We start from the raw sequence: 22,163 nt of genomic DNA, 5'->3' as shown, positions 1-22,163 counted from the left end.
GGAGGAAATTGATGTCGATTAAAGAACCGTTTACGGATTTGGACATTAAGACCGCGGATAGTGGTTTTTATGAGAATAACAGCGTTCCGATTGCGCTGATCAGTAAGGGTGTGATGGTAGCCCTTGTGCTTTGGGCGCTGATTTTTCCGGCGAACGCGAATAGCACTCTGGGCAGCTGGAACTCTCAGATTCTGGAGGTCTTCAACAGCTTCTACGTGGTCATCGTGGGGCTGTTTTTCTTCTTTCTGGCCATCGTTGCGCTGCTGCCGGCCACCGGCAAGCGGGTGATGGGGACGCCCGGCGAAAAGCCCGAGTTCTCAAATTTCTCATGGTTCTCGATGATGTTTGGGGCGGGTCTGGGTGTGGGCCTGATGGTGTTCGCCACCGCCGAGCCTCTGGGCCTGTGGGGCTCGAACCCCGTGGTTGTCGCTGGCGACGTCCCAGGCAATGAGCCCGAGGCGGTCCAGTCGGCCTATCGCTACACCTATCTGCACTACGGCTTCCACGCCTGGGCGATCTACGTGGTGACCGGCCTGTCGCTGGCCTATTACGCCTATACGCGCAACATGCCGCTGACCATCCGCTCGGCGCTGACGCCGCTGTTCGGCAAGCTGATGAACGGCTTCCTGGGCCATGTGGTCGACGTTCTGGGCGTTGTGGCAACGATCCTGGGTGTGTCGGTCACCATCGGCTATGGCGTCAGCCAGTTCATCGACGGTGTCTATGCGATCACCGGGATGGAGTGGATCATGGACCTCAATGGTGAAGTTCCGGCCCCGTCGAAGGTTGGCCTGATTGCAGGTCTGCTGGTGATCATGGGCCTGTCGATCATCTCGGCCGTGTCGGGTGTTGGACGGGGTGTTAAGTACCTGTCGAACCTGAACTTGGTGCTGTCGATCATCCTGCTGGGCACATTTGTCGTCTTCGGCTCGTTCGTCTTTGCGATGACCACCTATGGCACCGCGCTGGTGGACTACATCCTGCACTTCCTGTCGCTGAGCTTTGGCGCCTACGGCCCGCTCTCGGCCGAGGCGTTTGCAGCGGCTCTACCGGCCGAGGCTCAGGCCCATGCGGATGCCCTGATGGGTGGCGCGACCAATGCCTGGGGCAGCTATGACGGCTTCAAGAGCGGCCTGGAAGGCGCGGCAGCGGAACTCGACGAGGCCACTCTGGCCGCGGCCTATGCCGCCGGTGAGCAGGGTCGTCAGTTTGGCTGGCAGGCAGGCTGGACCACGTTCTACTGGGCCTGGTGGATTGCGTTCTCGCCCTTTGTTGGCCTGTTCCTGGCGCGCATCTCGAAGGGTCGCACCGTGCGTGAGTTCATCCTGGGCTGTGTCTTCGCACCGGCGCTGGTCTGCTTTGCATGGATGACGGTTCTGGGCGGCACCGCGATCGATCTGGAACTGGCCGGTGAAGCCGGAGGCGCGATCATCGGGGCCTCGAACACCAACAAGCTGTTCGTGACGCTGTCCTACATGATCGACGGTGGTCTGTTGTCGATGCTGAACGTGATGTGCGTTGTGCTGATCATGACCTTCCTGGTGACCTCGGCGGATTCGGGCATCCTGGTGATGAACACGATCATGTCGGGCGGCAGCCAGGAGACGGGCATCAAGCACCGCATCATCTGGGGTCTGATCCTGTTGGCGGTGATCGGCGCGCTGATCCTTGCAGCGGGTGAGAACAACCCGATGGACGCTCTGCGCAACGCGATGATCATCGGCGCGCTGCCCTTCACTATGGTGATGGGCCTGATGATGGTCGCCCTCGCCAAGGCACTGTTCCGCGACAGCCAGCGTGACAAACACGCCGAGGCACCACAGGCCGCAGAATAAACCCACCAAAACACAACAAGCCAAGCGCCGCCCAAAAGGGCGGCGCTTTTGCGTGTCGCATCCTGCAAGCACATATCGCTATCAGAGAGGTAGGCGCACCGCGAATCCGTCATCTTGGTTCCAAGATGGAGGATTGCCCTTTGAATATTCGAACCCAATCACGTTCCGGAGGCCGCGCGGCGCGGCGCGCGCAACGCACAGCTCCGAACTTTGAAATGCTCCCCGGCCTGACCCGCGCCATCCCCGAATGCGAGGTGATGGACGGCAGTCAGGTAGAGATGATCGACAATGCCGCCATGGACATTCTGGAAAATGTCGGCGTTCAGTTCCGCGACCCGATCGCGCTGGAAGACTGGAAGAAGGCTGGCGCCAAGGTCGACGGCGAATTGGTCTATCTGGACCGCAACATGGTGCGCGAGCTGATCTCGACCATTCCGGCACAGTTCACCTATCACGCGCGCAACCCAGCCAATAACGTCAAGCTGGGCGGCAAGCACTCGGTCTTTGTGCCGATGACCGGTGCGCCTTTCCTGCGCGATCTGGACGACGTGCGCCGCAACCCGCTGCTGGAAGATCTGGCGATGTTCCACAAGCTCAGCCATATGATGCCCGCGCTGCACAGTTCGGCCCACCATATTGTCGAGCCTTATGATCACCCGATCAGCCAGCGCCACCTGCGCATCACCTACTCGTCGATGAAATACTCGGACAAGATGTTCATGGGCATGACCACCTCGCCCAAGAATGCCGAGGACGTGATGGATATGTGCGCGATCCTGTTTGGGGATGAGTTCATCGACACCCACCCCGTGACCACCGGCAACTGCAACGGCAACAGCCCTCTGGTCTGGGATGAGACGATGCTGGGCGCGATGCGTGCTTTCTGCCGCCGCAATCAGCCGGTCCTCTGCTCGCCCTTCGTTCTAGGGGGCGCGAACACGCCTGCCTCCGTGCCTGCCACTGTTGCGCAATTGACGGCCGAGGCGCTTTCAGCGCTGGCCTATACGCAGGTGGTCCGCAAAGGGGCGCCCGCGATCTGGGGTCACTACCTGTCGACTGTGTCGATGAAATCCGGCGCGCCGATGGCTGGCACGCCCGAGATCAGCTTGATGAACTTCATGATCGGTCAGATGGCTCGCTTCTATGATGTTCCCTGGCGCACCTCAAACACGTTGGGCGGCGCCAAGACGTTTGACGCACAGGCTGGCTACGAATCTGCCACAACGCTCAGCGCGGTTCTGCATGCCGGGGCGAACTACATCTGGCACTCGGCGGGCTGGAACGAGGCCGGTATGCATTGCTCGGTCGCCAAGTTCATCGTGGATTCGGAACAATGCGCCATGGCCTATCGCATGGCGGAAGGTCCCAAATGGGGCGATTTCGATCAGGCACTGGCCGCTGTTCCGGATGTCGGACCGGGCGGCCACTATCTGGGCCATCCGCACACGCAGGACAACTTCCAGACGGCGTTCTTCATGCCCGAGCTGTTCGACAACAACTCGATCGAACAATGGCAGGCCGAAGGCAGCGTTGAGATCACGGAACGCGCCCTCAAACACGCCAAGAAACTTCTGGCCGAGTATCAGGAACCAAAGCTGGACGAGGCCAAGAACGAAGAGCTTCTGGACTATATCGCGCGTCGGGAACGGGAAATTCCGGCAGCGGATGAGTTGAACCAGACCTACTGATACCAACTCCCCTACTGGCCCGCCCACCATTCAGGGCGGGCCTTTTTTTGCAAAACAGGCGAAAGAATGTGCGTATCTCAGGCCGCTCGGTGTCGGCAGGCTCGGTTGAGCCCGCTAAGCCTAGATCGCTTTGCGTTTGATTTGAATCGAAATACGCTGCCTCTCCCTGCGGTCGAACGCGCATTTCGATAGCTTTGCTTCAGATAAAACGCAAAACGCATTATTCATCCCGCGCGCGCCATTCTTTCCACCGCAACACAGCATTCGCCCCGATTTCCCGGAATGGCTGGGGCGGCAGGCGTTTGGGGGTGTCTTCGGCTTCGAAAAAACTTGTGATGTCGGAACTGTGGCCAAAGGCGCTCTCGGCCGCGGAGATCCCGGTCAGGGTCCCGCGTGCAGTGCCCAGCCCGTTCTGAACGCAACCAGAATAAACGCCCGGCTCAATCTCTCGGGCGACGGAGACACCATTGAGGCTGAGGCACAGATGACCAGCCCATTGATGCTCCATCCTCAGCCCCGCCAGTTGCGGGAACCGCTGATCGAACTTGCGATGCATCACTTTGGCGGCGCGCGCCAGATCGCGGGAGGTTGTAGCCATGCCGGGGCGCAACGCCGCGCAGGTCCGGGTGATAATGCGATTGCCGCCCTGCCCGGTGTCGATCCTGCGCATGGTCGTTCCCATCGGGTCAGAGGGCGTCACGCCCCAGCGCGCCTGCCCGCCCAAACGGGCCAGCGCATCGGAATCCAACTCCGGCGTCATGGAGGCAAAGAGGAACAGCTGCATCAACCGGTCACGTTCGATCCCGAAGCTTTCCAGATGACCGTTGACCGTCAGGATGATCTTGCCGGTGCTTACAGTGCCTTTCGCAGTCCGCACCATCCAATCGCCGCCGCGTTTTTCAAACCCCAGAACGGGCGAATTTTCGAAAATGGCGCGCCCATCCCCGGCCAGCCCTGCAGCCAACCCGCGGACATAGCCCGCCGGTTGCAGCATGACCGTTCCAGGCGTGAACAGGCCCGATTGATAGTGCCGTGATCCGGTGAGTTCGTGCATCTGCGCGGGGTCCAGCATCTCGCTGGTTTCACCCAAGGTTTCCAAATGCCGCGCGTAACTGACATTGTGCGCATGGCCCGTGTCACCAAACGCTCCGTTGACCTTGCCGACCTCATCGAAAAAGTTGCGGTCGATCTGGTATTGCTCAACGGCGGACCGCGCGAATGCGATGGCCTGCCGGTTGAGGGCGATCATGGTCTTGTCGTCCCCCGCACCGGCATAGTCATCCGATGCCAAGTCATGCGGAAGGTCGATCATAAAGCCCGAGTTTCGCCCCGCAGCCCCTTCTGCCACGCGACCGGCCTCAAGCACGACCACGCGGGCCTTGGGGTCCAACTGGGTCAGTCGCCGTGCCGCCGACAAACCGGCAAAGCCGGCGCCGACGACCACGACATCAGCCGTCAGGTCCTTGTCCAACTCCAACGCAGGCGGCTGGGCGCCGAGGATGGCGCTCCAGGCCGCTGGGCCGCGATGGGTTGGCAGTTTGCGTGCTGAGTATGCGCTCAATCGACAGCCTCATCCGCATCATCGGCCAGGTCAATCCAGATAGTCTTCAACTGGGTGTACTGATCATGCGCATGGACCGAGTTGTCGCGCCCGCCGAAGCCGGACTGCTTGAAGCCGCCAAAGGGCGTGGTGATATCCCCTTCGCCAAAGCTGTTCACGGTCACAGTTCCTGCCCGGATCGCCCGAGCGCCCCGGATCGCGCGTTTCGCATTGGCCGTGAAGATCGAGGCGCAGAGGCCATATTCGGTATCATTGGCGATCTTGATGGCCTCATCGAAGCCCGAGACCTCAATCACCGACAGGACGGGGCCAAAGATCTCCTCACGCGCCAGAGTGGCGTCATTGCCCGAGACTTCGACCACGGTGGCTTCGACAAAGCCCCCGGCGGCTTTGCCGCCAGATTGAACAGAGTCGGCCTTGCCGCCGATCACCACATTCTCGGCCTGATCCAGATAGCCACATACCTTGTTATAGTGCCCTTTGCTGACCAGCGCGCCCATGCGGGTTTCCGGGTCAAGCGGGTCGCCAATGTTCCACTGCTTGGCGTGATGGGCGATGCGCTCCAGCAACTCGGCCTTTACATCCTTGTGCACGATCAACCGTGACGCGGCCGAGCAGTTCTCGCCCATGTTCCAGAAAGCCCCATTCACGATATGTGCGGCCACGCGATCCAGGTTTTCGGCATCATCCATAACGATGGCCGGGTTCTTGCCACCCATCTCCAGCACGACCTCTTTGGCGTTGCTTTCAGCCGAGTAGGTCAGGAACCGCTTGCCGGTCACGGTCGAGCCGGTGAACGAGACCATGTCGACATCCATATGTCGCCCGATCGGCTCACCCACTGCAGCACCGCCGCCGGGGACGATGTTCAGAACGCCGCGCGGCAGGCCCGCCTCCATTGCGAGTTCGGCAAGACGAAGTGCGGTCAGCGTTGTCTCAGCTGCGGGCTTCACTACGACCGAGCACCCTGCCGCCAGAGCCGGTCCGATTTTCCAGGCCAGCATGAGCAGCGGGAAGTTCCAAGGCAGCACCAAACCCACCACGCCAATCGGCTCACGCACGACCATGGCGATGTGGTCGTCACTGGCGGGTGAGACCTGATCGTAGATCTTGTCGATTGCTTCGGCGTGCCATTTCAGACAGTGAATCGTTTCGGGCACGTCCACGGTTTCGCAGTCAAAAATGGTCTTGCCGCTGTCGATGCTCTCCATCACCGCCAGTTCGCGGGCGTTGCGGGTCATCAGCTTGCAGAGCCGGATCAACACGTCCTTGCGCTCCGAAGGGTGCAGTTTCGACCACCGCCCATCATCAAAGGCTTCGCGCGCTTTTTCGACCGCGAAATCAACGTCCGCTGCGCCGCAAGCGGCAATATCGGCCAGCTTCTCTCCGGTCGCGGGGTTCACCGTCTCGAACGTCTCGCCCGAGACCGCCGGGCGGTACGCGCCGTCAATGAATGCTCCGGTCGGCAGAGTCAGGTCTGCGGCGATGGATTTGTATTCGTCCTGTGTCAGCAATTCCATGCCTTAGCCCCCAATCTTCTTTTCAGCTACGATATCAGCGATTGTTTTCTTCAACACGCGCGTCACCTGTTCCAGCGCCCGCTTGTCATCCTTGTTCAGCCCCTTCAGCGGAGCCCGCATTGCGCCCGCCTCAATGCCATTCATGGTGACGCCATGTTTAATGGTCTGGATGAACTTGCCGCCCTGCTCCAGCACCCGCATCAGCGGCATCATCGCGCTCATGATCCTGCGGCCTTTGGCGAAATCACCTTCGATCACGCAGGCGTTGTACAGCGCCACATGCTCTTCCGGCAGAAAGTTCGACCCACCGCACACCCAGAACGGCGCGCCCCAGGCGAAGAACTCCAACGCCTGATCGTCCATGCCACATCCCAGTTGGATATGCGGGTAGTCGCGCGCCAGCAGATGGACACGGTTGATATCGCCTGAGCTTTCCTTGATGCCACAGAAATTCCGGCTGCGGCCCACACGGTCGAGGAATTCTTCGCCCATCATCGTTCCGGTTCGGTGCGGGTAGTTGTAAAGCATCACCGGCAGGTCTGCGGCCTTGTCGATGGCCAGCGCGTTCAGTGCATTCTCACGATCGGTGGGCACAGAATAAGGCGGGCTTGCCAGCAGGATCGAATCTGCTCCGATCTCGCGCGCGCCAGAGGCCAGCGCAATCGAGTCCGGTGTCAGCATCGCTCCGGTCCCAACGACCAGAGGCAGACGACCTTTCAACTGCGCATGTGTGAACTTGGCCAGCTCAAGCCGCTCTTCCACGGTCTGGGCATAGTTTTCGCCGGTCGAGCCGCCCGAGATCAGCCCGTGAACGCCACTGGCGATCAGGAATTCGATCACGTCGGACAAAGCGTCCCAATTCACGCTGCCATCCTCGTGATAGGGCGTGACCACAGGGGTATAGATCCCCTCAAACTTGAAAATCGGGTTCATTCCGTCCTCATGCAGGTTTCGAAAGAGGCGGGACGCCCATCGGGACATCCAGCGCATCAGGCATCACGAACAGCTCAATCTGATCGCGAGACAGGTTCCAGTGGTCCTCGGCCAGCTGCGCAGCAGCCGCCTCATCGCCCGCCTCGATGGCGGCGATGATGGCGTCGTGCTGACGGCTGGCCTCAGACAGGTTTTCGGTCAGACCCGCGTTGCGCGGTCTGTAAAAGGTCATCCCGATCCGGGCATGGTCGATCAAAAGGCGATTGAACGACGGCAACAGATATACATTGCCGGACATCTGCCCCGTGACATCGTGAAACCGGTTGTTGGCCAGCGCGCGATCCTCGGCCGACCCCGACTGCAAAGCCGAACAAAAGGACCTTTGGGCATCCTTCAAGGCGTCAATCTGATCTGGCAGGGCGTTGCGCGCGGCCAACCGCAGGATGGCGCCATACACCATCGGGGCTGCCAGAAAGAAATCCCGCAGCGTGGTATGCGACATCTCGGATACGCGCGTGCTGCGGTTGGCGCGCTGGTCCAGATATCCCTCGCCGGCCAATTGCCGGAACACTTCGCGCAGCGGGGTGCGCGACAGGCCGAATGCCTCGGACAGATGCGCCTCATCCAGATCCACGCCAGGTTGTAGCCGCAAGGTCAGAATCGAGACCTTGAGGTGTTCTGCAAGCTCAGATTTGCGCGAACGCGCTTCGTCCTTCATCCGCCTATCCCTTTGTCGCGGCCACTTGGCGAATCGAGATCGCCCAGTCACGGGTGTTGTATGCGATTAAAATACAACTTGTATACAATTAATTTTCGTGCAGCATAGGCTCCCTGCGAATACTGTCGAAACCAACCAGCAGCCCGGAAGCGCAAAGACCGCCATGCCCGATCCCAGCCACATCACTTTCATTCTGATCGAGGAGTTCTCGCACCTCGCGTTTTCCTGCGCGGTCGAGCCTTTGCGGATTGCCAACCTCGTCAGCGGGCAGGATCTCTACAGCTGGTCTTTTGTGTCTGAGCATGGCGAACACGCTGTCTGCTCCAACGGATCGGTGACACTAGTGCATGGCGGATTCGATAGCCTGCCCAAATCTGATCAGATCTTCGTTCTGTCCGGCATCCACATGCGGAACCACGCCTCCAAACCTCTGCTGGCTTTGCTGCGCCGTGAACGGGCACGAGGGACAGCGATCGGCGCACTATGTTCGGGCGCTTGGCTTTTGGCAGAGGCCGGTTTTCTGAACGAAATGCAGGCCGCCATTCACTGGGAATACCATGACGCCTTCACCGAGGCATTTCCCGATGTGAACCTGGTGCGCAGCGTGTTTGTGGTCGACGAGAAGCACATCACCGCCTCGGGCGGCACGGCGACAGCCGACCTTATGTTGCACTTGATCGAACGAGACCACGGGGTCGAGCTGGCCATGGATGTGGCCGATCAGATGGTTTACAACGCCGTGCGCAACGCAACGGCCAAACAGCGCGTTTCCCTGCAATCGCGCAACGGCATGCGCAACATCCATCTGGCCAAAGCGATTGAGGTCATGCGCAACAACATCGAAACGCCGGTCTCACCCTCTGCGATTGCTGATGAACTTGGCATTTCGACACGGCAGCTCGAACGGCTTTTCGGGAAATACCTAAATACGTCGCCCAAAAAGTACTTTATGGAGATGCGCCTGGAGCGCGCGCAAAAACTGCTGTTGCAAACCGAGGCTTCTGTGACCGAGGTTGCCATGGCATGCGGATTTGAGAATCCCGGCCATTTCTCACGCGTGTTTCGCCTGAGTTTTGGCGTCACCCCTCACGCACAGCGCAACAAGATTGACTGAAATCAAGCAAACCCACCACTGGGGGAGAGCATCCTGATCTGTCCGAAACTGGGCACATCCACGCTCATCCCCCGATCCCTTCGAGAACCCCCTCATTAAAATCGGACTAGTCAACACCTCGGTAGGATAGTGTGGTGGTACCGACGAATGTTGGCACAACTATTGCCAATTCGTGTCAGATCTTGGTTTCTTTCCGACACAAACATTAATTTTGCGGAATTTGATCAGAATCCAGGTCAGAGTTGAGTGTTTTGTGCACGCATAAGCACCCATGTACCCGCTCAGGCCCCAGGTGATTCCGATCCGACTTTCGAGCTTGTCTACTTTGCTGGTCGACCCATCCTGCCGAAACCTTTTTCGATAAGCGTGGAGGCAGTGTTAGTCCGCGCCTTGCAAAGCCGAGACATCAAGGACCGGCGATTGCGAGGTCACATGGACGCGCCGCGTAACACCCTGTGACGATGCGGTGATATCGAGCGCCGAAACTTGATCAAAACGCTCAAAATACGCGAATTCGATCATATCCAGAGCGGCCATGTCCGAACACTGAATAACATACTCGGCCAGAAACTCGGGCGCGCCCACCGCGTCTGCATCCGACCCCAGCCCTTCGCCCGTCAAAGACACATTGGCCGATGCCGTGGCGCACCCAGCTTGTTCAGGGACAACAAAAAGGGTTAACGGCTTTGACAAGGACGAAATGGCATCCGCGATCGCGGACCGATCCGCGTCATCTGCTGCGCGATGGTCGAACCCCAAAATATCCTCGCTCGGAACCGCTAACGACACGCTGAACTGAGTTTCCTCAAAGGAAATATCCAATGACCCCGCAACAGCACTCTGCGCGGGAACCTGATCCCCTGCCCATGCCTGGACGGTTACTGCACACAAACCGATCGAAGCACTCAACCACTTCATGAACTCACACCACTCGCAATAGAATCACATGGATTAGTCTAACTTTATACGAACATGGCGCAATCGCGACGGCGTGTATCAGACCCACCAGATATGGGGATGTAGCGCCCCTGCAGTAAATCCGACAATAAAACTCAGGTTGACATTGTCGACTATTTCACTCAGCTATACGCATGCAAGTGCAGCCCCTTTTGGACGCACCTGAACGAGATTTCTGACATGAAAGACCTGAACCCAATGACGAAATTCTTTGCTGCCGCCAGCACTCTGACCCTATGCGTGGCCACCGCCGCATCTGCCGGTGACGCCCCTGCAAAAGCGGACGTACTGGACACTTATGCCGATATTGCAGAAGCTAAATATGATGACAGCTTGATCGCCGCCAAAGCGCTGCAAAACGCCGTCAACGCACTAATCGCCGACCCGTCGGACGCCACGCTGAATGCCGCCCGCGCGGCCTGGATTGCCGCCCGCGTCCCCTATCAGCAGACCGAAGTTTACCGCTTTGGCAACGCCATCGTCGATGATTGGGAAGGCAAAGTAAATGCGTGGCCGCTGGACGAAGGCCTCATCGACTATGTCGACGCCTCCTACGGCGGCGCCACAGATGAGAACGAATTCGCCGTTCTCAACGTCATCGCAAACCCGAACTTCGAGCTTTCGGGAACCGCGATCGACGCGACCGATATCACCCCAGAACTGCTGGCAGACACCCTGCACGAAGCCGACGGGATCGAGGCTAACGTCGCCACCGGCTACCACGCCATAGAATTCCTGCTTTGGGGGCAGGACCTGAACGGTCACCGCGCAGGCGCAGGCAACCGCCCGGCCACCGACTATGCGAAAGGCGACAACTGCACCAACGGCAACTGCGACCGCCGCGCACAATACCTGAGCGCCGCGACCGACCTGCTAATCAGCGATCTGGAATGGATGACAGCACAATGGGCAGAAGGTGGTGATGCACGTGCCGCCCTCACCGAGAACAAATCCGCGGGCATCAGCGCCATTCTGACCGGCATGGGTTCACTGTCTTACGGCGAGCAGGCTGGTGAGCGTATGCGCCTAGGCCTGATGCTGAACGACCCTGAGGAAGAGCATGATTGCTTTGCCGACAACACCCACAACAGCCACTACTACGATGGCCTTGGCATTCAGAACGTATATCTGGGCAGCTACACCCGCATTGACGGCACTCCGATCTCGGGCGCCTCGCTGTCGGATCTGGTGATCGCCGCTGACCCGGCGCTGGATACTGAGATGAAAACCAAGCTGTCGACCACAATGCAGGCTCTGGGCCGGATCAAATCGACCGCCGAGGCCGGTTTCGCCTATGACCAAATGCTGGAGCGCGGCAACGCCGGTGGCGAAGCGCTGATCATGGGTGGCGTCAACGGTCTGGTCGACCAGACCAAAACCATCGAGCGTATCGTATCGATCCTCGACCTCGATGGGATCGAGTTTGAAGGATCGGACAGCTTGGACAACCCTGACGCGGTTTTCCACTAAATACATAAAAGGGCCGGATGCGTCGGCAAAACGACGCCTCCGGCAACCCGGCCACCATAAGTTGACTGGACTTGAAGGCATTACCTTACTAAATAAGTAAGAAAACCAACGAGCCTCGATTCGCCATGATCGTCTGCCACTGCACAAACATCTCCGACCACGACATCCGGGCCGCTATCGACTGGATGCGGACCTCTGACCCTCAAGCGATCATAACCCCAGGCAAGATCTACCACGCGCTCGGGAAATCTGCCGACTGTGGCGGATGCATGCCGCTTTTCCTAGACACGATGCGAACCGACGATAATCTGGAAGTCCCCATGCAGCTGCGTGCGTTACGCACCGGCCTATCACAGGAGAAGGCAGATGAAGGGCGATCCCAAGGTCATAGAGTATCTCAACAAATCCCTGCGGCATGAGCTGACAGCCGTCAGCCAGTATTGGCTGCACTACCGGCTTCAGGAGGACTGGGGCCTGGTCCATATGGCCAAGAAAAGCCGCGAAGAGAGCATCGAAGAGATGGGTCATGCGGACAAGCTGATCGAACGGATCATCTTTCTAGAAGGCCACCCGAACCTGCAAAAGCTCGACCCTCTGAGGATCGGGCAGAACCCCAAGGAAACGCTGGAATGCGATCTGGCCGCCGAACACGACGCCCGCACACTGTATGTCGAAGCGCGGGAATATTGCCGCGAAGCGGGCGACTATGTCTCTATGTCGCTGTTTGAGGAACTGATCAGCGATGAAGAAGGCCATATCGACTTCCTCGAGACGCAGCTCGATCTGTATGAAAGGATTGGCGAAGCCAATTATGCGCAACTCAACGCCGCGAAAATGGACGCCGAAGAATAGTATTCTCGCCCTCTTGGTGGTCGCAACTGCGGCCACCCCTTCCCTGTCAGCCGAGCTGCGGGACCTTCACCTCAACATCACCCCACGCACCGAAAACGAGCGCGCGCGCATTGCCGGTGTCACCGCACTGCCGCAGGATTTCAGCGCGCCGCAAAGGTTCGAAGAGTTGCCTGCCGGGGCCGCCACCGTGCGTGTGCGCAACAACGCGGATGCGTTCTCGCAACCGTCCAAGAACCTGAGCTTTGAACAAGAGCTGGACTTCAAGGTCGGCAATGGATTGTTCAAGAAGACTTGGGTCTCGTCGCCGTCCTCGACCCTCGCGTCTGATGGTCTTGGACCGCTCTACAATGCTCGGTCATGCCAGCGCTGTCACATCAAGGATGGGCGCGGGCATACACCGAACGGGCCAGATGACAACGCCGTCTCGATGTTACTGCGCGTGTCCATTCCCGGCAGCCCTCAGGACGCGCCGGAGGGGATCGAAGGTTATCTCGCCATCCTGCCCGAGCCGAATTACGGCGGCCAGATGCAGGATTTCGCTCTGGCTGGGCACCCTGCAGAATACCGGTTGGAGGTCACTTACGAAGAGATCCCAGTTGCGCTGTCAGATGGCGAAACCGCCTCGCTCCGCCGTCCCACTTACACGGCTACCAATCTGGGATACGGCCCTTTGCACCCCGACGCCATGCTCAGCCCGCGCGTTGCGCCGCAGATGATCGGCCTTGGTCTGCTTGAGGCAATCCCAGTCGAGGACTTGCTTGCCAAAGCCGACCCAGACGATACGGATGGCGATGGCATCTCAGGCCGGGCGAACATTGTCTGGTCGAACGAGTTTAATGCCCCGATGATGGGCCGCTTCGGCCACAAGGCCGGAATGCCCACGGTCATGGAGCAATCGGCAGCGGCTTTTGCAGGTGATATCGGTATCTCGACCCCGCTGTTTCCCGCCCCTCACGGAGATTGCACCGATGCGCAGGACAATTGCGTAAAAGCCCCGCATGGCGACGGCGATGTGCGCGTGTTCGAGGTTGATCAGGTCGGCATGAACCTCGTGGCCTTCTACAGCCGCAATCTGGGCGTCCCGGGTCGCCGGGATGTGGATGACCCGCAAGTGCTGCGCGGGAAAGAGGTGTTCCACACCACGGGCTGCGCCGCCTGTCACACCCCGGCCCATGTCACCCATCGCATGGAAGACCGGCCCGAGCATAGTTTTCAGCTGATCTGGCCCTATACTGACTTGCTGCTGCATGACATGGGCGAAAGCTTGGCCGACAATCGCCCCGAAGCCCGCGCCACAGGTCGCGAATGGCGCACACCGCCCCTGTGGGGGATTGGTCTGACCCAGCGCGTGTCCGGCCATACTGAGTTCCTGCATGACGGGCGCGCCCGCACCCTGCTAGAGGCTGTGCTCTGGCACGGGGGCGAGGCGCAATCCGCCCGTGACACTGTCGTGACCATGCCCAAAGCCGACCGCGACGCCCTTATCCGTTTTCTGGAAAGTCTTTGACCCATGCGTTTATTTGCTTTTGTCATTGCCCTAGCAGCCCCTCTGGCGGCGTCAGCCCAAGACCGAGCAGCGATCCTGACGGACGTACCTGCCGCGCATATTCTGCCGCGCTTTGCTGAATTGGCCGATGCGACCGAGGCTCTGTCCGACGCGTCCCAATCCGATTGCACACCGCAGTCAGAGACTCTGCGCGCGGCCTATGGCACCGCCTTTGACGCTTGGATATCGGCCAGCCATCTACGCTTTGGCCCTACCGAGGCCGACGACCGCGCCTTTGCCATGGCCTTTTGGCCAGACACGAAGGGGTTCACGCCCAAGGCTCTGTCGCGGCATATCGCAACCGAAGACCCTGCTGTGAACGACACGGCCGCCTATGCCGAAACCTCGGTCGCGGGGCGCGGGTTCTTCGCGCTTGAGCAGATGCTGTACGATCCCAAATTCGCTGATCAGGGCAGTGCCGAATACCGGTGCGCTCTGATCCGGGCCATCACGGCTGATATCGACGCAAATGCCGACGCGATGGCCGAAGACTGGCAAAGCTATGAGGTGAACCTGAAACAGCCGGGGGGCGACAGCCCGTACCGCACTCAGAATGAGGCAATGCAGGAGCTGTTCAAAGCGCTCTCGACCGGGTTGCAATTCACCGCCGAGACCCGATTGGGCCGCCCTCTTGGCACATTCGACCGCCCCCGCCCCAACAGGGCCGAAGCGCGCCGCTCCGAACGCGCCTTGCGTCATGTCGAGCTGTCTCTGATTGCGCTGCAGGACCTTGCAGCGCGGCTGTCTGCTGACCATCCCGAGATTGCGCAAGATCTGGACGTGGCCTTCAACCGCGCCCTCAAAAATGCCCAGTCCATCGACGACCCCGCCCTCTCCGGTGTGGCCGATCCCGCAGGCCGGTTCCGTGTCGAAGCGTTGCAACAAGCCGTGAACGACATTCGCAACATCGCCACGACCGAGCTTGGCCCGACCCTCGGTATCAGTGCCGGGTTCAACTCTCTGGACGGGGACTAAATGACCAACCGCCGCCATTTCCTGGCCGGTCTTGCGGCTGCAAGCCTTGCGCCCGCAACGTGGTGGGCCTCGGTCGGGGCGCCCGCTTTTCTGGCCGCCGGGCTGTTTCCGGATGGTTCGTTCCGTCTGGCCGGTCTGGATGAGGGCGGAGACATCCTGTTCTCGCTGCCCCTGCCTGCAAGAGGCCACGCCGCCGCCGCGCATCCCCGCAAGGCGCAGGCCGTGGCCTTCGCCCGCCGTCCCGGTACGTTTGCTCTGGTCATCGACTGCGCCACCGGGCGAGAGCTTGCACGGCTGCAAGCCCCCGAGGGGCGACATTTCTATGGTCACGGCACGTTCACGGCGGACGGCACCCGGTTCTTTGCCACCGAAAACGACTATGAGGCTGGCGAAGGCCGTATCAGCGTATGGGATGCCACGAGTTTTGAACGTCTAGCAGAGGTGTCGTCTGGCGGTGTTGGTCCACATGACATGCGCCTGATGCCGGATGGCCAAAGCCTTGTGATCGCCAATGGCGGGATCGAAACCCACCCCGAGACCGGGCGGACCAAGCTGAACCTGCCCGTCATGCAACCGAACCTGACCTATCTGGACCTGTCCGGAGACCTGCTTGAACGGGTAGAGTTGCCTAACGATCTGCACAAGAACTCCATCCGCCATCTCAGCGTGCGTAGCGACGGGCTGGTGGGGTTCGCGATGCAGTGGCAGGGAAGCCAGACCAAGCACCCGCCATTGTTGGGCCTACACCGTCGGGGCGCGCCTCCGCAGCTTCTGTCGGCACCTGAAGACCTGCAAATCACCCTGCAGGGCTATGCTGGCAGCATCGCCTTCTCGGCCAGCGGGGCCGAGGTCGCCATAACCTGCCCACGCGGAAACGCGCTGCATCTGTTCGATGTAGCAGGTCGCAGCTTCAGAAGAGCTTTCGAACTGGAGGATGTCTGCGGTCTGGGCGCAGGTCCGGACGGGCTGGTCTTTACCACCGGCACGGGCACGTTTGGCGCTGTAGACGGGCTCCGCGCGCGGGTTCTGGCCCGCCCCGATTGCCAATGGGACAACCACCTGATCCCGATCCGCGCGTACGCGTGACGTTCGGCAATCCCTGTCACATAGTTTACACTTGGACGAATCAAAATGCTGCCGTATTGGCGGGCGCGAAACCGGCACCTCTGAGTTAAGGACTGACTTGATTGAAACACACGCCCGACGCACCGCATACCATCTACGGGGTTGAGAAATGGGGCAAAGGCCTCATCGAGGTGACGGAGCAGGGCGAGATCGGTCTGCGCAATCCGATGTCTCCGGACACAGCGGCGATCAGCCTGCCCGGTATCCTCAGCGATCTGGATGACCGTGGGATCAAGGCGCCGATGCTCCTGCGCGTCAGTTCGTATCTGGAACACGAGATCGCGCATCTGAACGAGAGCTTTGCCGACGCCATCGCGCGGGTGGGCTACAAAGGCCCCTATCGCGGCGTGTTTCCTATCAAGGTGAACCAGCAGGCGCAGGTGGTCGACCGCATCGTCGAGTTCGGTAAGAAATACAACTATGGCCTCGAGGCCGGATCAAAGCCCGAACTGGTCGTGGCTCTTGCGCATCGTCTGGCCCCTGAGGCGCTGATCGTCTGCAATGGCGTCAAGGATGCCGAGTTCATCCAATTGGCGATCCTGTCCCGCAAGATCGGGTTCAATACCGTCATCGTTCTGGAAAGCCCGAAAGAGGCGGACACGGTGATCGAGGTCTACAAGGAACTTTGCATCGAACCTCTTATCGGCGTGCGGGTCAAACTGACAAACCAGATCAGCGGCAAGTGGGAAGAAAGCTCGGGCGATCGCTCGGCCTTTGGCATGAACACCGATCAGTTGGTCGCCACTGTGGACAAACTGCGCGAAGCGGGTCTGTTGCATTGCCTCAAGCTGCAGCACTCGCATCTTGGCAGCCAGGTGCAGGACGTGAACGACGTCCGCCGCGCCGTGGGCGAGGCCTGTCGCTACTACACCGAACTCACGCGCGAAGGCGTGCCGCTGACCCATCTGGACCTCGGCGGCGGCATGGGCGTGGACTATACGGGCGAGAAAAAGGCGGCCGAGAACTCGATCAACTACACGATCGAGGAATACTGCGCCAACGTAGTCGAAACCGTGGCCTATGCCATGGACGAGGCCGAAATTGCGCACCCTACGCTTGTCACCGAAAGCGGCCGCGCCGTGGTGGCGACCTCATCTATGCTGGTCTTCAACGTGCTGGAGACTACGCTTTACGATGCGCCCACCGCGCCGGATGTGGAACCTGACGACAACCATCTGGTCTCGGACCTTGCTGCGGTACACGGGTACCTCAGCAAAGACCGCCTGCAGGAATGCTGGAACGACGCCACATTCTACCGCAACGAGCTGCGCGCCCTGTTCCGCCGTGGATACGTAGATCTGCGCCAGATGGCCCGGGCCGAACGCATCTATCTGTCACTGATGGCCCGCCTCAAGGCGCTTGCCGCCAGTGATGATCTGGAAACGGATGTCGATGACCAGCTTGAGAAAGTGGCCGATATCTATCACTGCAACTTCTCGCTGTTCCAATCCCTGCCCGATGTCTGGGCCATCGACCAACTGCACCCGATCGTCCCGCTGCAAGGTCTGAACTCAACACCCGACCGCCGTGCCGTGCTGTCCGATATCACTTGCGACAGCGACGGCAAGATCGACCAGTTCATTCTGGCCGACGGGGTCTCGCCTAGCCTGCCGGTGCATTCGCTCCCGGATGAGGGCGAATACTTCATGGGCGTCTTCTTCGTCGGTGCCTACCAGGAAACGCTAGGCGATCTGCATAACCTGTTTGGCGATACCAATGTCGTCACCATCGACCTACGCGCCGATGGCGGGTTCGACCTGCTGCACGAGCAAGAGGGCGACACGATCAGTCAGGTGCTGTCCTACGTTGAATTCGACCCCCAAGACTGTGTCGCCGCCTTCCGCAAAATGGTGGACGAGGCGATCTCGACCGGTACTCTGCAAGCCAAGGACCGCAAAACCCTGATGGGCGCCTATCGCGACTCGATCAACGGCTACACCTATTACGAATAAGAAGGAGACAGACCATGGGCAAAACACTGGTTGTCGGCGCGGGCGGCGTATCCCACGCAGCTGTGCATAAGATGGCGATGAACTCGGATATCTTCACCGAGATCACTCTGGCCAGCCGCACGAAATCGAAATGCGACGCTATCGCGGCAGCCGTTAAAGATCGCGTCGGTGTAGACATCAAGACCGCTGAACTGGACGCCTACAAGGTCGAAGACACGGTCAAGCTGATCAAGGAGACCGGGGCCGAGATTCTCGTCAACCTTGCCCTGCCCTATCAGGATCTGGTGCTGATGGATGCCTGCCTTGAGGCCGGGATCCACTACCTCGACACCGCGAATTACGAGCCCGAGGATGAGGCCAAGTTCGAATACCATTGGCAGTGGGCTTATCAGGAACGCTTCAAAGCGGCCGGCCTGACCGCCATCCTCGGCTCGGGTTTCGATCCGGGTGTGACGTCCGTCTTCGCGAAATGGCTCAAAAAGCACAAGCTCGACACCATTCGCCAGATCGACGTGCTGGACGCCAATGGTGGTAGCAACGATCAGGAATTCGCCACCAACTTCAACCCCGAGATCAACCTGCGCGAAGTGCTGGCCGAGGTCCGCCACTGGGAAGGTGGGGAGTGGAAACACTCCCCTGCCATGACCCACAAGGTCGAGTTCGACTTCCCCGCCATTGGCCCCAAGAACATGTACCTGATGTATCACGAGGAACTGGAGTCGCTCAGCACCCACTTCCCCGAGATCGAGCGCGCCCGCTTCTGGATGACCTTCGGTGACGCGTACATCATGCACGCCAAGGTGCTGGAAAACGTGGGCATGACCCGCATCGATCCGGTGATGCATGACGGTAAGGAAATCATCCCGATCCAGTTCCTGAAAACCCTGCTGCCTGACCCCGGCGATCTGGGCGCGGAAACCAAGGGCAAAGCCTGCATCGGCGACATCGCCACGGGTCAGGCCAAGGACGGCTCGGGCGAAAAGACCTACTACATCTACAACATCTGCGACCACGAGGAATGCTACGCCGAGGTCGGTTCTCAGGCCGTCAGCTACACCACCGGCGTCCCAGCAATGATCGGTGCGGCTCAGGTTCTGAAAGGCAACTGGCGCGAGCCGGGCGTGTGGAACATGGAACAGCTCGACCCGGACGACTTCATGGACATGCTGAACACCCAAGGCCTCCCATGGCAGGTGCACGAACTCGACGGCCCCATCGAGTTCTAGATCCAGAACTTCATCTGGCCAAAAACATCCCGGGGGGTCCGGGGGGCTGGCCCCCCGGCCTCACCACAATCGGAGACGCCGGACATGTCCGACATGATGACGACCCAAGCCGGTGACGCCGGCGCCTTCCGCAAATTCGACTTCAGCCGCGTCCCCAGCCCCTGCTTCGTGGTCGACGAAAAAGCTGTCGAGCGGAACCTGACAATTTTGTCAGATATCGGCACCCGGTCCGGCGCAAATGTCCTGAGCGCGCTCAAGGCGTTTTCCATGTTCTCACTGGCCCCGCTGGTGCGCCAACACCTCGGAGGCACCTGCGCCTCTGGCATCTATGAAGCACGTCTGGGCCGCGAGGAATATGGCGGCGAGGTCGCAACCTTCTGCGCCGGGTACAAGGATACGGATATCGATGAAATCCTGTCGCTGTCCGACCACATCATCTTCAACTCGCCCGCTCAAAAAGACCGGTTCCTCGCCAAAGCCCAAGCGGCCAATGTGCAGATCGGCCTGCGCATCAACCCCGAACACTCCGAAGGCGAGATTCCGAAATACGACCCGTGCGCACCCTGCTCGCGCCTCGGCACTCCTGTCAGCCAACTAGCTGCCGAGACCCTGACCGGCGTGGACGGATTGCACATGCACACGCTCTGCGAACAGGGATTCGAACCCCTGAAACGCACATGGGCTGCCGTTGAGCCGAAACTCAAACCTTTCCTCGGTCAGCTCAAATGGCTGAACTTCGGTGGCGGTCACCACATCACCCGCGATGACTACGACCGTGACGGGTTGGTGGAATTCATCAAATCCATCCGCGCGAAATACAATGTCGACGTCTACCTCGAACCCGGCGAGGCCGTCGCGTTGGACGCGGGCATTCTGGTCGGAGAAATCCTCGACCTGCCAACCAATGGCATGACCCTTGCGATCACCGATATCTCGGCCACCTGCCATATGCCCGACGTGATCGAGGCCCCCTATCGCCCCGCCCTGATGGACGAGACCGAGGCGGGTCACACTTACCGTCTGGGCGGGCCATCATGCCTGGCAGGCGATGTGATCGGCGACTACACATGGGACAAGCCGCTGGAGATCGGGCAACGCTTTGCCTTCCTCGATCAGGCGCATTACTCAATGGTCAAGACAAATACCTTCAACGGTGTTCCCCTGCCGACCATCGCCCTATGGAACAGCGAAACGGACGAGCTGAAGATCATCAAACAGTTCGGTTATGACGACTTTAAGGACCGCCTCTCATGAGCATTTTCCTCGACAGTGAACTGACCGCCGCTGAGCGTTCGGAAGACGCGCGCTTTCGCGTGATCCCGGTGCCGCTGGAACGCACGGTTTCTTATGGGTCCGGGACCGCCAAAGGCCCCGAGGCGATCTTAGAGGCCAGCAATGAGCTGGAGCGCATCACCGGCCATGCAGAACCCTGCATCGAGGGTATCTTTACCGAAACCCCACTGGATTGCGACGGTCCGCTGCCCGAGGCCATGGAGCGCCTCGCCCAACGCACCGAAGCCGCCATTCGCGCGGGCAAGGTGCCCGTGACCCTAGGCGGAGAACATTCGCTCAGCTACGGCGCAGTGATGGGCGTGGCGCGGGCGCTGAACCAGCCCGTTGGGATCGTGCAGATCGACGCTCATGCCGATTTGCGCAACGCGTATCAGGGCGAGAAACATTCCCACGCCTCGGTCATGCATCTACTGGCCGAAGAAGGCATCCGTCTGGCCCAGTTCGGCGTGCGTGCATTTTCAACCGAAGAGGCCAAAAGCCGTCTAAAAAACCATATCTTCCACGTCGACGCCGAGGAACTGGTCACCGGCAACATCCACGCCGTCGACCTGCCCGAAGACTTCCCGGAGCTAGTCTATGTCAGCTTTGACGTGGACGGTCTGGACCCCTCGCTGATGCCCGCCACCGGAACTCCCGTACCGGGCGGGCTTGGCTACTACCAAGCCCTACAACTGGTCGAACACGCCCTCAAAGGCCGTAAATGCGTGGGCTTCGACGTGGTCGAGCTGGCCCCCGACGGCAATGCCGCCTGGGACTTCACTGCAGCTCAGATCGTCTATCGCCTGATGGCCGCCTGTTAACCCTCGGACGTTTCGTTCAGCTCCATATGCCCTTCGCCCTTGTTCAACACGCGGCGCAGCATGGGCTCGAAGAACTCCAGTGGTTTGGTCGGGTAGTCCGGGTCGAACGCCTTCTGATCGTATTCATGGCAGAAATAGCGGCAGTCCTCCCAATAGGGGCTGTCGCGATACTTGTCGCGCGCGTTGCGGTCTCCGCCAAGATGGTGGTTGTAGTAATAGCCCTGAAAAACACAGTGATGCTTGAGAATCCAATGGGTTTTCTCGCTGACATAGGGCTTCATCATCGCCGCTGACAGCTCGCCATGGTTGTAGGGCGACAGGATATCGCCTGTGTCATGGATCAGCGCGGCGACCACAAGTTCCTCATCCGCGCCATCCTCGTAGGCCCGCGTCGCGGCCTGCAGTGAGTGTTGGTACCGGTTCACCGGATATGGCGTCCATTCCTCATCCAACGAACGAATCGCGTCCAGGATCCGGTCTGGCAAAGCGGCATTATAGGCCTCTTCATATTCCATAACGGCGTCCCAGTCGGCCTTTGTGGCCTCTTCAAAACTGGTCCAGGTCGGCTTGTGGCTTTTGTCCAGCATAGCATGTCCTT

19 protein-coding genes are annotated in these 22,163 nt (G+C 59.8%); 13 read left to right on the top strand and 6 right to left on the bottom strand.

The window, feature by feature from the left end:
• The first annotated feature begins 11 nt into the window (after positions 1–11).
• Together ACP15L_RS21430 and ACP15L_RS21425 are read left to right on the top strand one after the other, a co-directional pair.
• Positions 12–1,835 carry a BCCT family transporter gene (locus tag ACP15L_RS21430; protein WP_170468484.1) on the top strand — a complete coding sequence of 608 codons (1,824 nt, stop codon included), beginning with the start codon at positions 12–14 and terminating at the stop codon, positions 1,833–1,835.
• A 140-nt stretch (positions 1,836–1,975) separates the two neighbouring features.
• Positions 1,976–3,523 (top strand): trimethylamine methyltransferase family protein, encoded by a 1,548-nt coding sequence (locus ACP15L_RS21425; protein ID WP_425085706.1) that lies wholly within the window; start codon positions 1,976–1,978, stop codon positions 3,521–3,523.
• A gap of 220 nt (positions 3,524–3,743) precedes the next feature.
• On the opposite strand, the gene ACP15L_RS21420 is transcribed toward ACP15L_RS21425, so the two are convergent.
• From ACP15L_RS21420 to ACP15L_RS21405, 4 genes are read right to left on the bottom strand one after another with little or no spacing between them, the layout of a single operon-like run.
• On the bottom strand, positions 3,744–5,084 hold the full coding sequence (locus ACP15L_RS21420) for an NAD(P)/FAD-dependent oxidoreductase (protein WP_425085705.1): 1,341 nt from the start codon (positions 5,082–5,084) through the stop codon (positions 3,744–3,746).
• The gene (locus tag ACP15L_RS21415; RefSeq protein ID WP_425085704.1) at positions 5,081–6,604 is read right to left on the bottom strand and encodes an aldehyde dehydrogenase; all 1,524 of its coding nucleotides are present in this window, start codon (positions 6,602–6,604) and stop codon (positions 5,081–5,083) included. The genes ACP15L_RS21420 and ACP15L_RS21415 overlap by 4 nt, the downstream gene beginning before the upstream one ends.
• Positions 6,605–6,607: 3 nt before the next feature.
• Positions 6,608–7,537: a dihydrodipicolinate synthase family protein gene (locus tag ACP15L_RS21410; protein ID WP_425085703.1), complete on the bottom strand. Its 930-nt coding sequence runs from the start codon at positions 7,535–7,537 to the stop codon at positions 6,608–6,610.
• A gap of 7 nt (positions 7,538–7,544) precedes the next feature.
• Positions 7,545–8,255, bottom strand: coding sequence for a GntR family transcriptional regulator (locus ACP15L_RS21405; RefSeq protein ID WP_425085702.1), 711 nt, complete (start codon positions 8,253–8,255; stop codon positions 7,545–7,547).
• Positions 8,256–8,418: 163 nt separating this feature from the next.
• On the opposite strand from ACP15L_RS21405, the gene ACP15L_RS21400 reads away from it, so the two are divergent.
• Positions 8,419–9,369 (top strand): GlxA family transcriptional regulator, encoded by a 951-nt coding sequence (locus tag ACP15L_RS21400; protein ID WP_425085701.1) that lies wholly within the window; start codon positions 8,419–8,421, stop codon positions 9,367–9,369.
• Between the two features lie 378 nt (positions 9,370–9,747).
• On the opposite strand, the gene ACP15L_RS21395 is transcribed toward ACP15L_RS21400, so the two are convergent.
• Complete coding sequence (locus tag ACP15L_RS21395; RefSeq protein ID WP_425085700.1) at positions 9,748–10,287, bottom strand: ZrgA family zinc uptake protein; 540 nt, start codon at positions 10,285–10,287, stop codon at positions 9,748–9,750.
• A 237-nt stretch (positions 10,288–10,524) separates the two neighbouring features.
• On the opposite strand from ACP15L_RS21395, the gene ACP15L_RS21390 reads away from it, so the two are divergent.
• The 10 genes from ACP15L_RS21390 (at position 10,525) to speB (ending at position 21,565) form a co-directional block, all read left to right on the top strand.
• Positions 10,525–11,796 (top strand): imelysin family protein, encoded by a 1,272-nt coding sequence (locus ACP15L_RS21390; protein WP_425085707.1) that lies wholly within the window; start codon positions 10,525–10,527, stop codon positions 11,794–11,796.
• Positions 11,797–11,921: 125 nt separating this feature from the next.
• Positions 11,922–12,215, top strand: a complete 294-nt coding sequence (locus tag ACP15L_RS21385; RefSeq protein ID WP_170468500.1) for a (2Fe-2S)-binding protein — start codon at positions 11,922–11,924, stop codon at positions 12,213–12,215.
• Complete coding sequence (gene bfr / locus ACP15L_RS21380; RefSeq protein WP_425085699.1) at positions 12,163–12,648, top strand: bacterioferritin; 486 nt, start codon at positions 12,163–12,165, stop codon at positions 12,646–12,648. Before ACP15L_RS21385 ends, bfr begins: the two co-directional genes overlap by 53 nt.
• Positions 12,608–14,155, top strand: coding sequence for a di-heme oxidoredictase family protein (locus ACP15L_RS21375; RefSeq protein WP_425085698.1), 1,548 nt, complete (start codon positions 12,608–12,610; stop codon positions 14,153–14,155). The genes bfr and ACP15L_RS21375 overlap by 41 nt, the downstream gene beginning before the upstream one ends.
• A gap of 3 nt (positions 14,156–14,158) precedes the next feature.
• Positions 14,159–15,169: an imelysin family protein gene (locus ACP15L_RS21370; protein ID WP_425085697.1), complete on the top strand. Its 1,011-nt coding sequence runs from the start codon at positions 14,159–14,161 to the stop codon at positions 15,167–15,169.
• Complete coding sequence (locus tag ACP15L_RS21365) at positions 15,170–16,255, top strand: DUF1513 domain-containing protein (protein WP_425085696.1); 1,086 nt, start codon at positions 15,170–15,172, stop codon at positions 16,253–16,255. It begins immediately after the preceding gene.
• A gap of 101 nt (positions 16,256–16,356) precedes the next feature.
• The gene (speA, locus tag ACP15L_RS21360) at positions 16,357–18,246 is read left to right on the top strand and encodes a biosynthetic arginine decarboxylase (protein ID WP_170662804.1); all 1,890 of its coding nucleotides are present in this window, start codon (positions 16,357–16,359) and stop codon (positions 18,244–18,246) included.
• Positions 18,247–18,260: 14 nt separating this feature from the next.
• A complete protein-coding gene (locus ACP15L_RS21355; protein ID WP_170662802.1) occupies positions 18,261–19,472 on the top strand; it encodes a saccharopine dehydrogenase family protein in 1,212 nt (403 codons plus the stop codon).
• Positions 19,473–19,556: 84 nt separating this feature from the next.
• Entirely contained in the window at positions 19,557–20,726 is a 1,170-nt protein-coding gene (gene nspC, locus ACP15L_RS21350; RefSeq protein WP_425085695.1) for a carboxynorspermidine decarboxylase, read from the top strand.
• Entirely contained in the window at positions 20,723–21,565 is an 843-nt protein-coding gene (speB, locus tag ACP15L_RS21345) for an agmatinase (RefSeq protein WP_425085694.1), read from the top strand. The genes nspC and speB overlap by 4 nt, the downstream gene beginning before the upstream one ends.
• On the opposite strand, the gene ACP15L_RS21340 is transcribed toward speB, so the two are convergent.
• Positions 21,562–22,152, bottom strand: a complete 591-nt coding sequence (locus tag ACP15L_RS21340) for an HD domain-containing protein (RefSeq protein WP_425085693.1) — start codon at positions 22,150–22,152, stop codon at positions 21,562–21,564. The genes speB and ACP15L_RS21340 overlap by 4 nt on opposite strands.
• Positions 22,153–22,163 lie beyond the last annotated feature (11 nt).

The organism is Ruegeria profundi (genome assembly GCF_049800715.1).
Classification (GTDB): Bacteria; Pseudomonadota; Alphaproteobacteria; order Rhodobacterales; family Rhodobacteraceae; genus Ruegeria; species Ruegeria profundi_A.
This window is presented reverse-complemented; position numbering and strand designations above follow the sequence as displayed.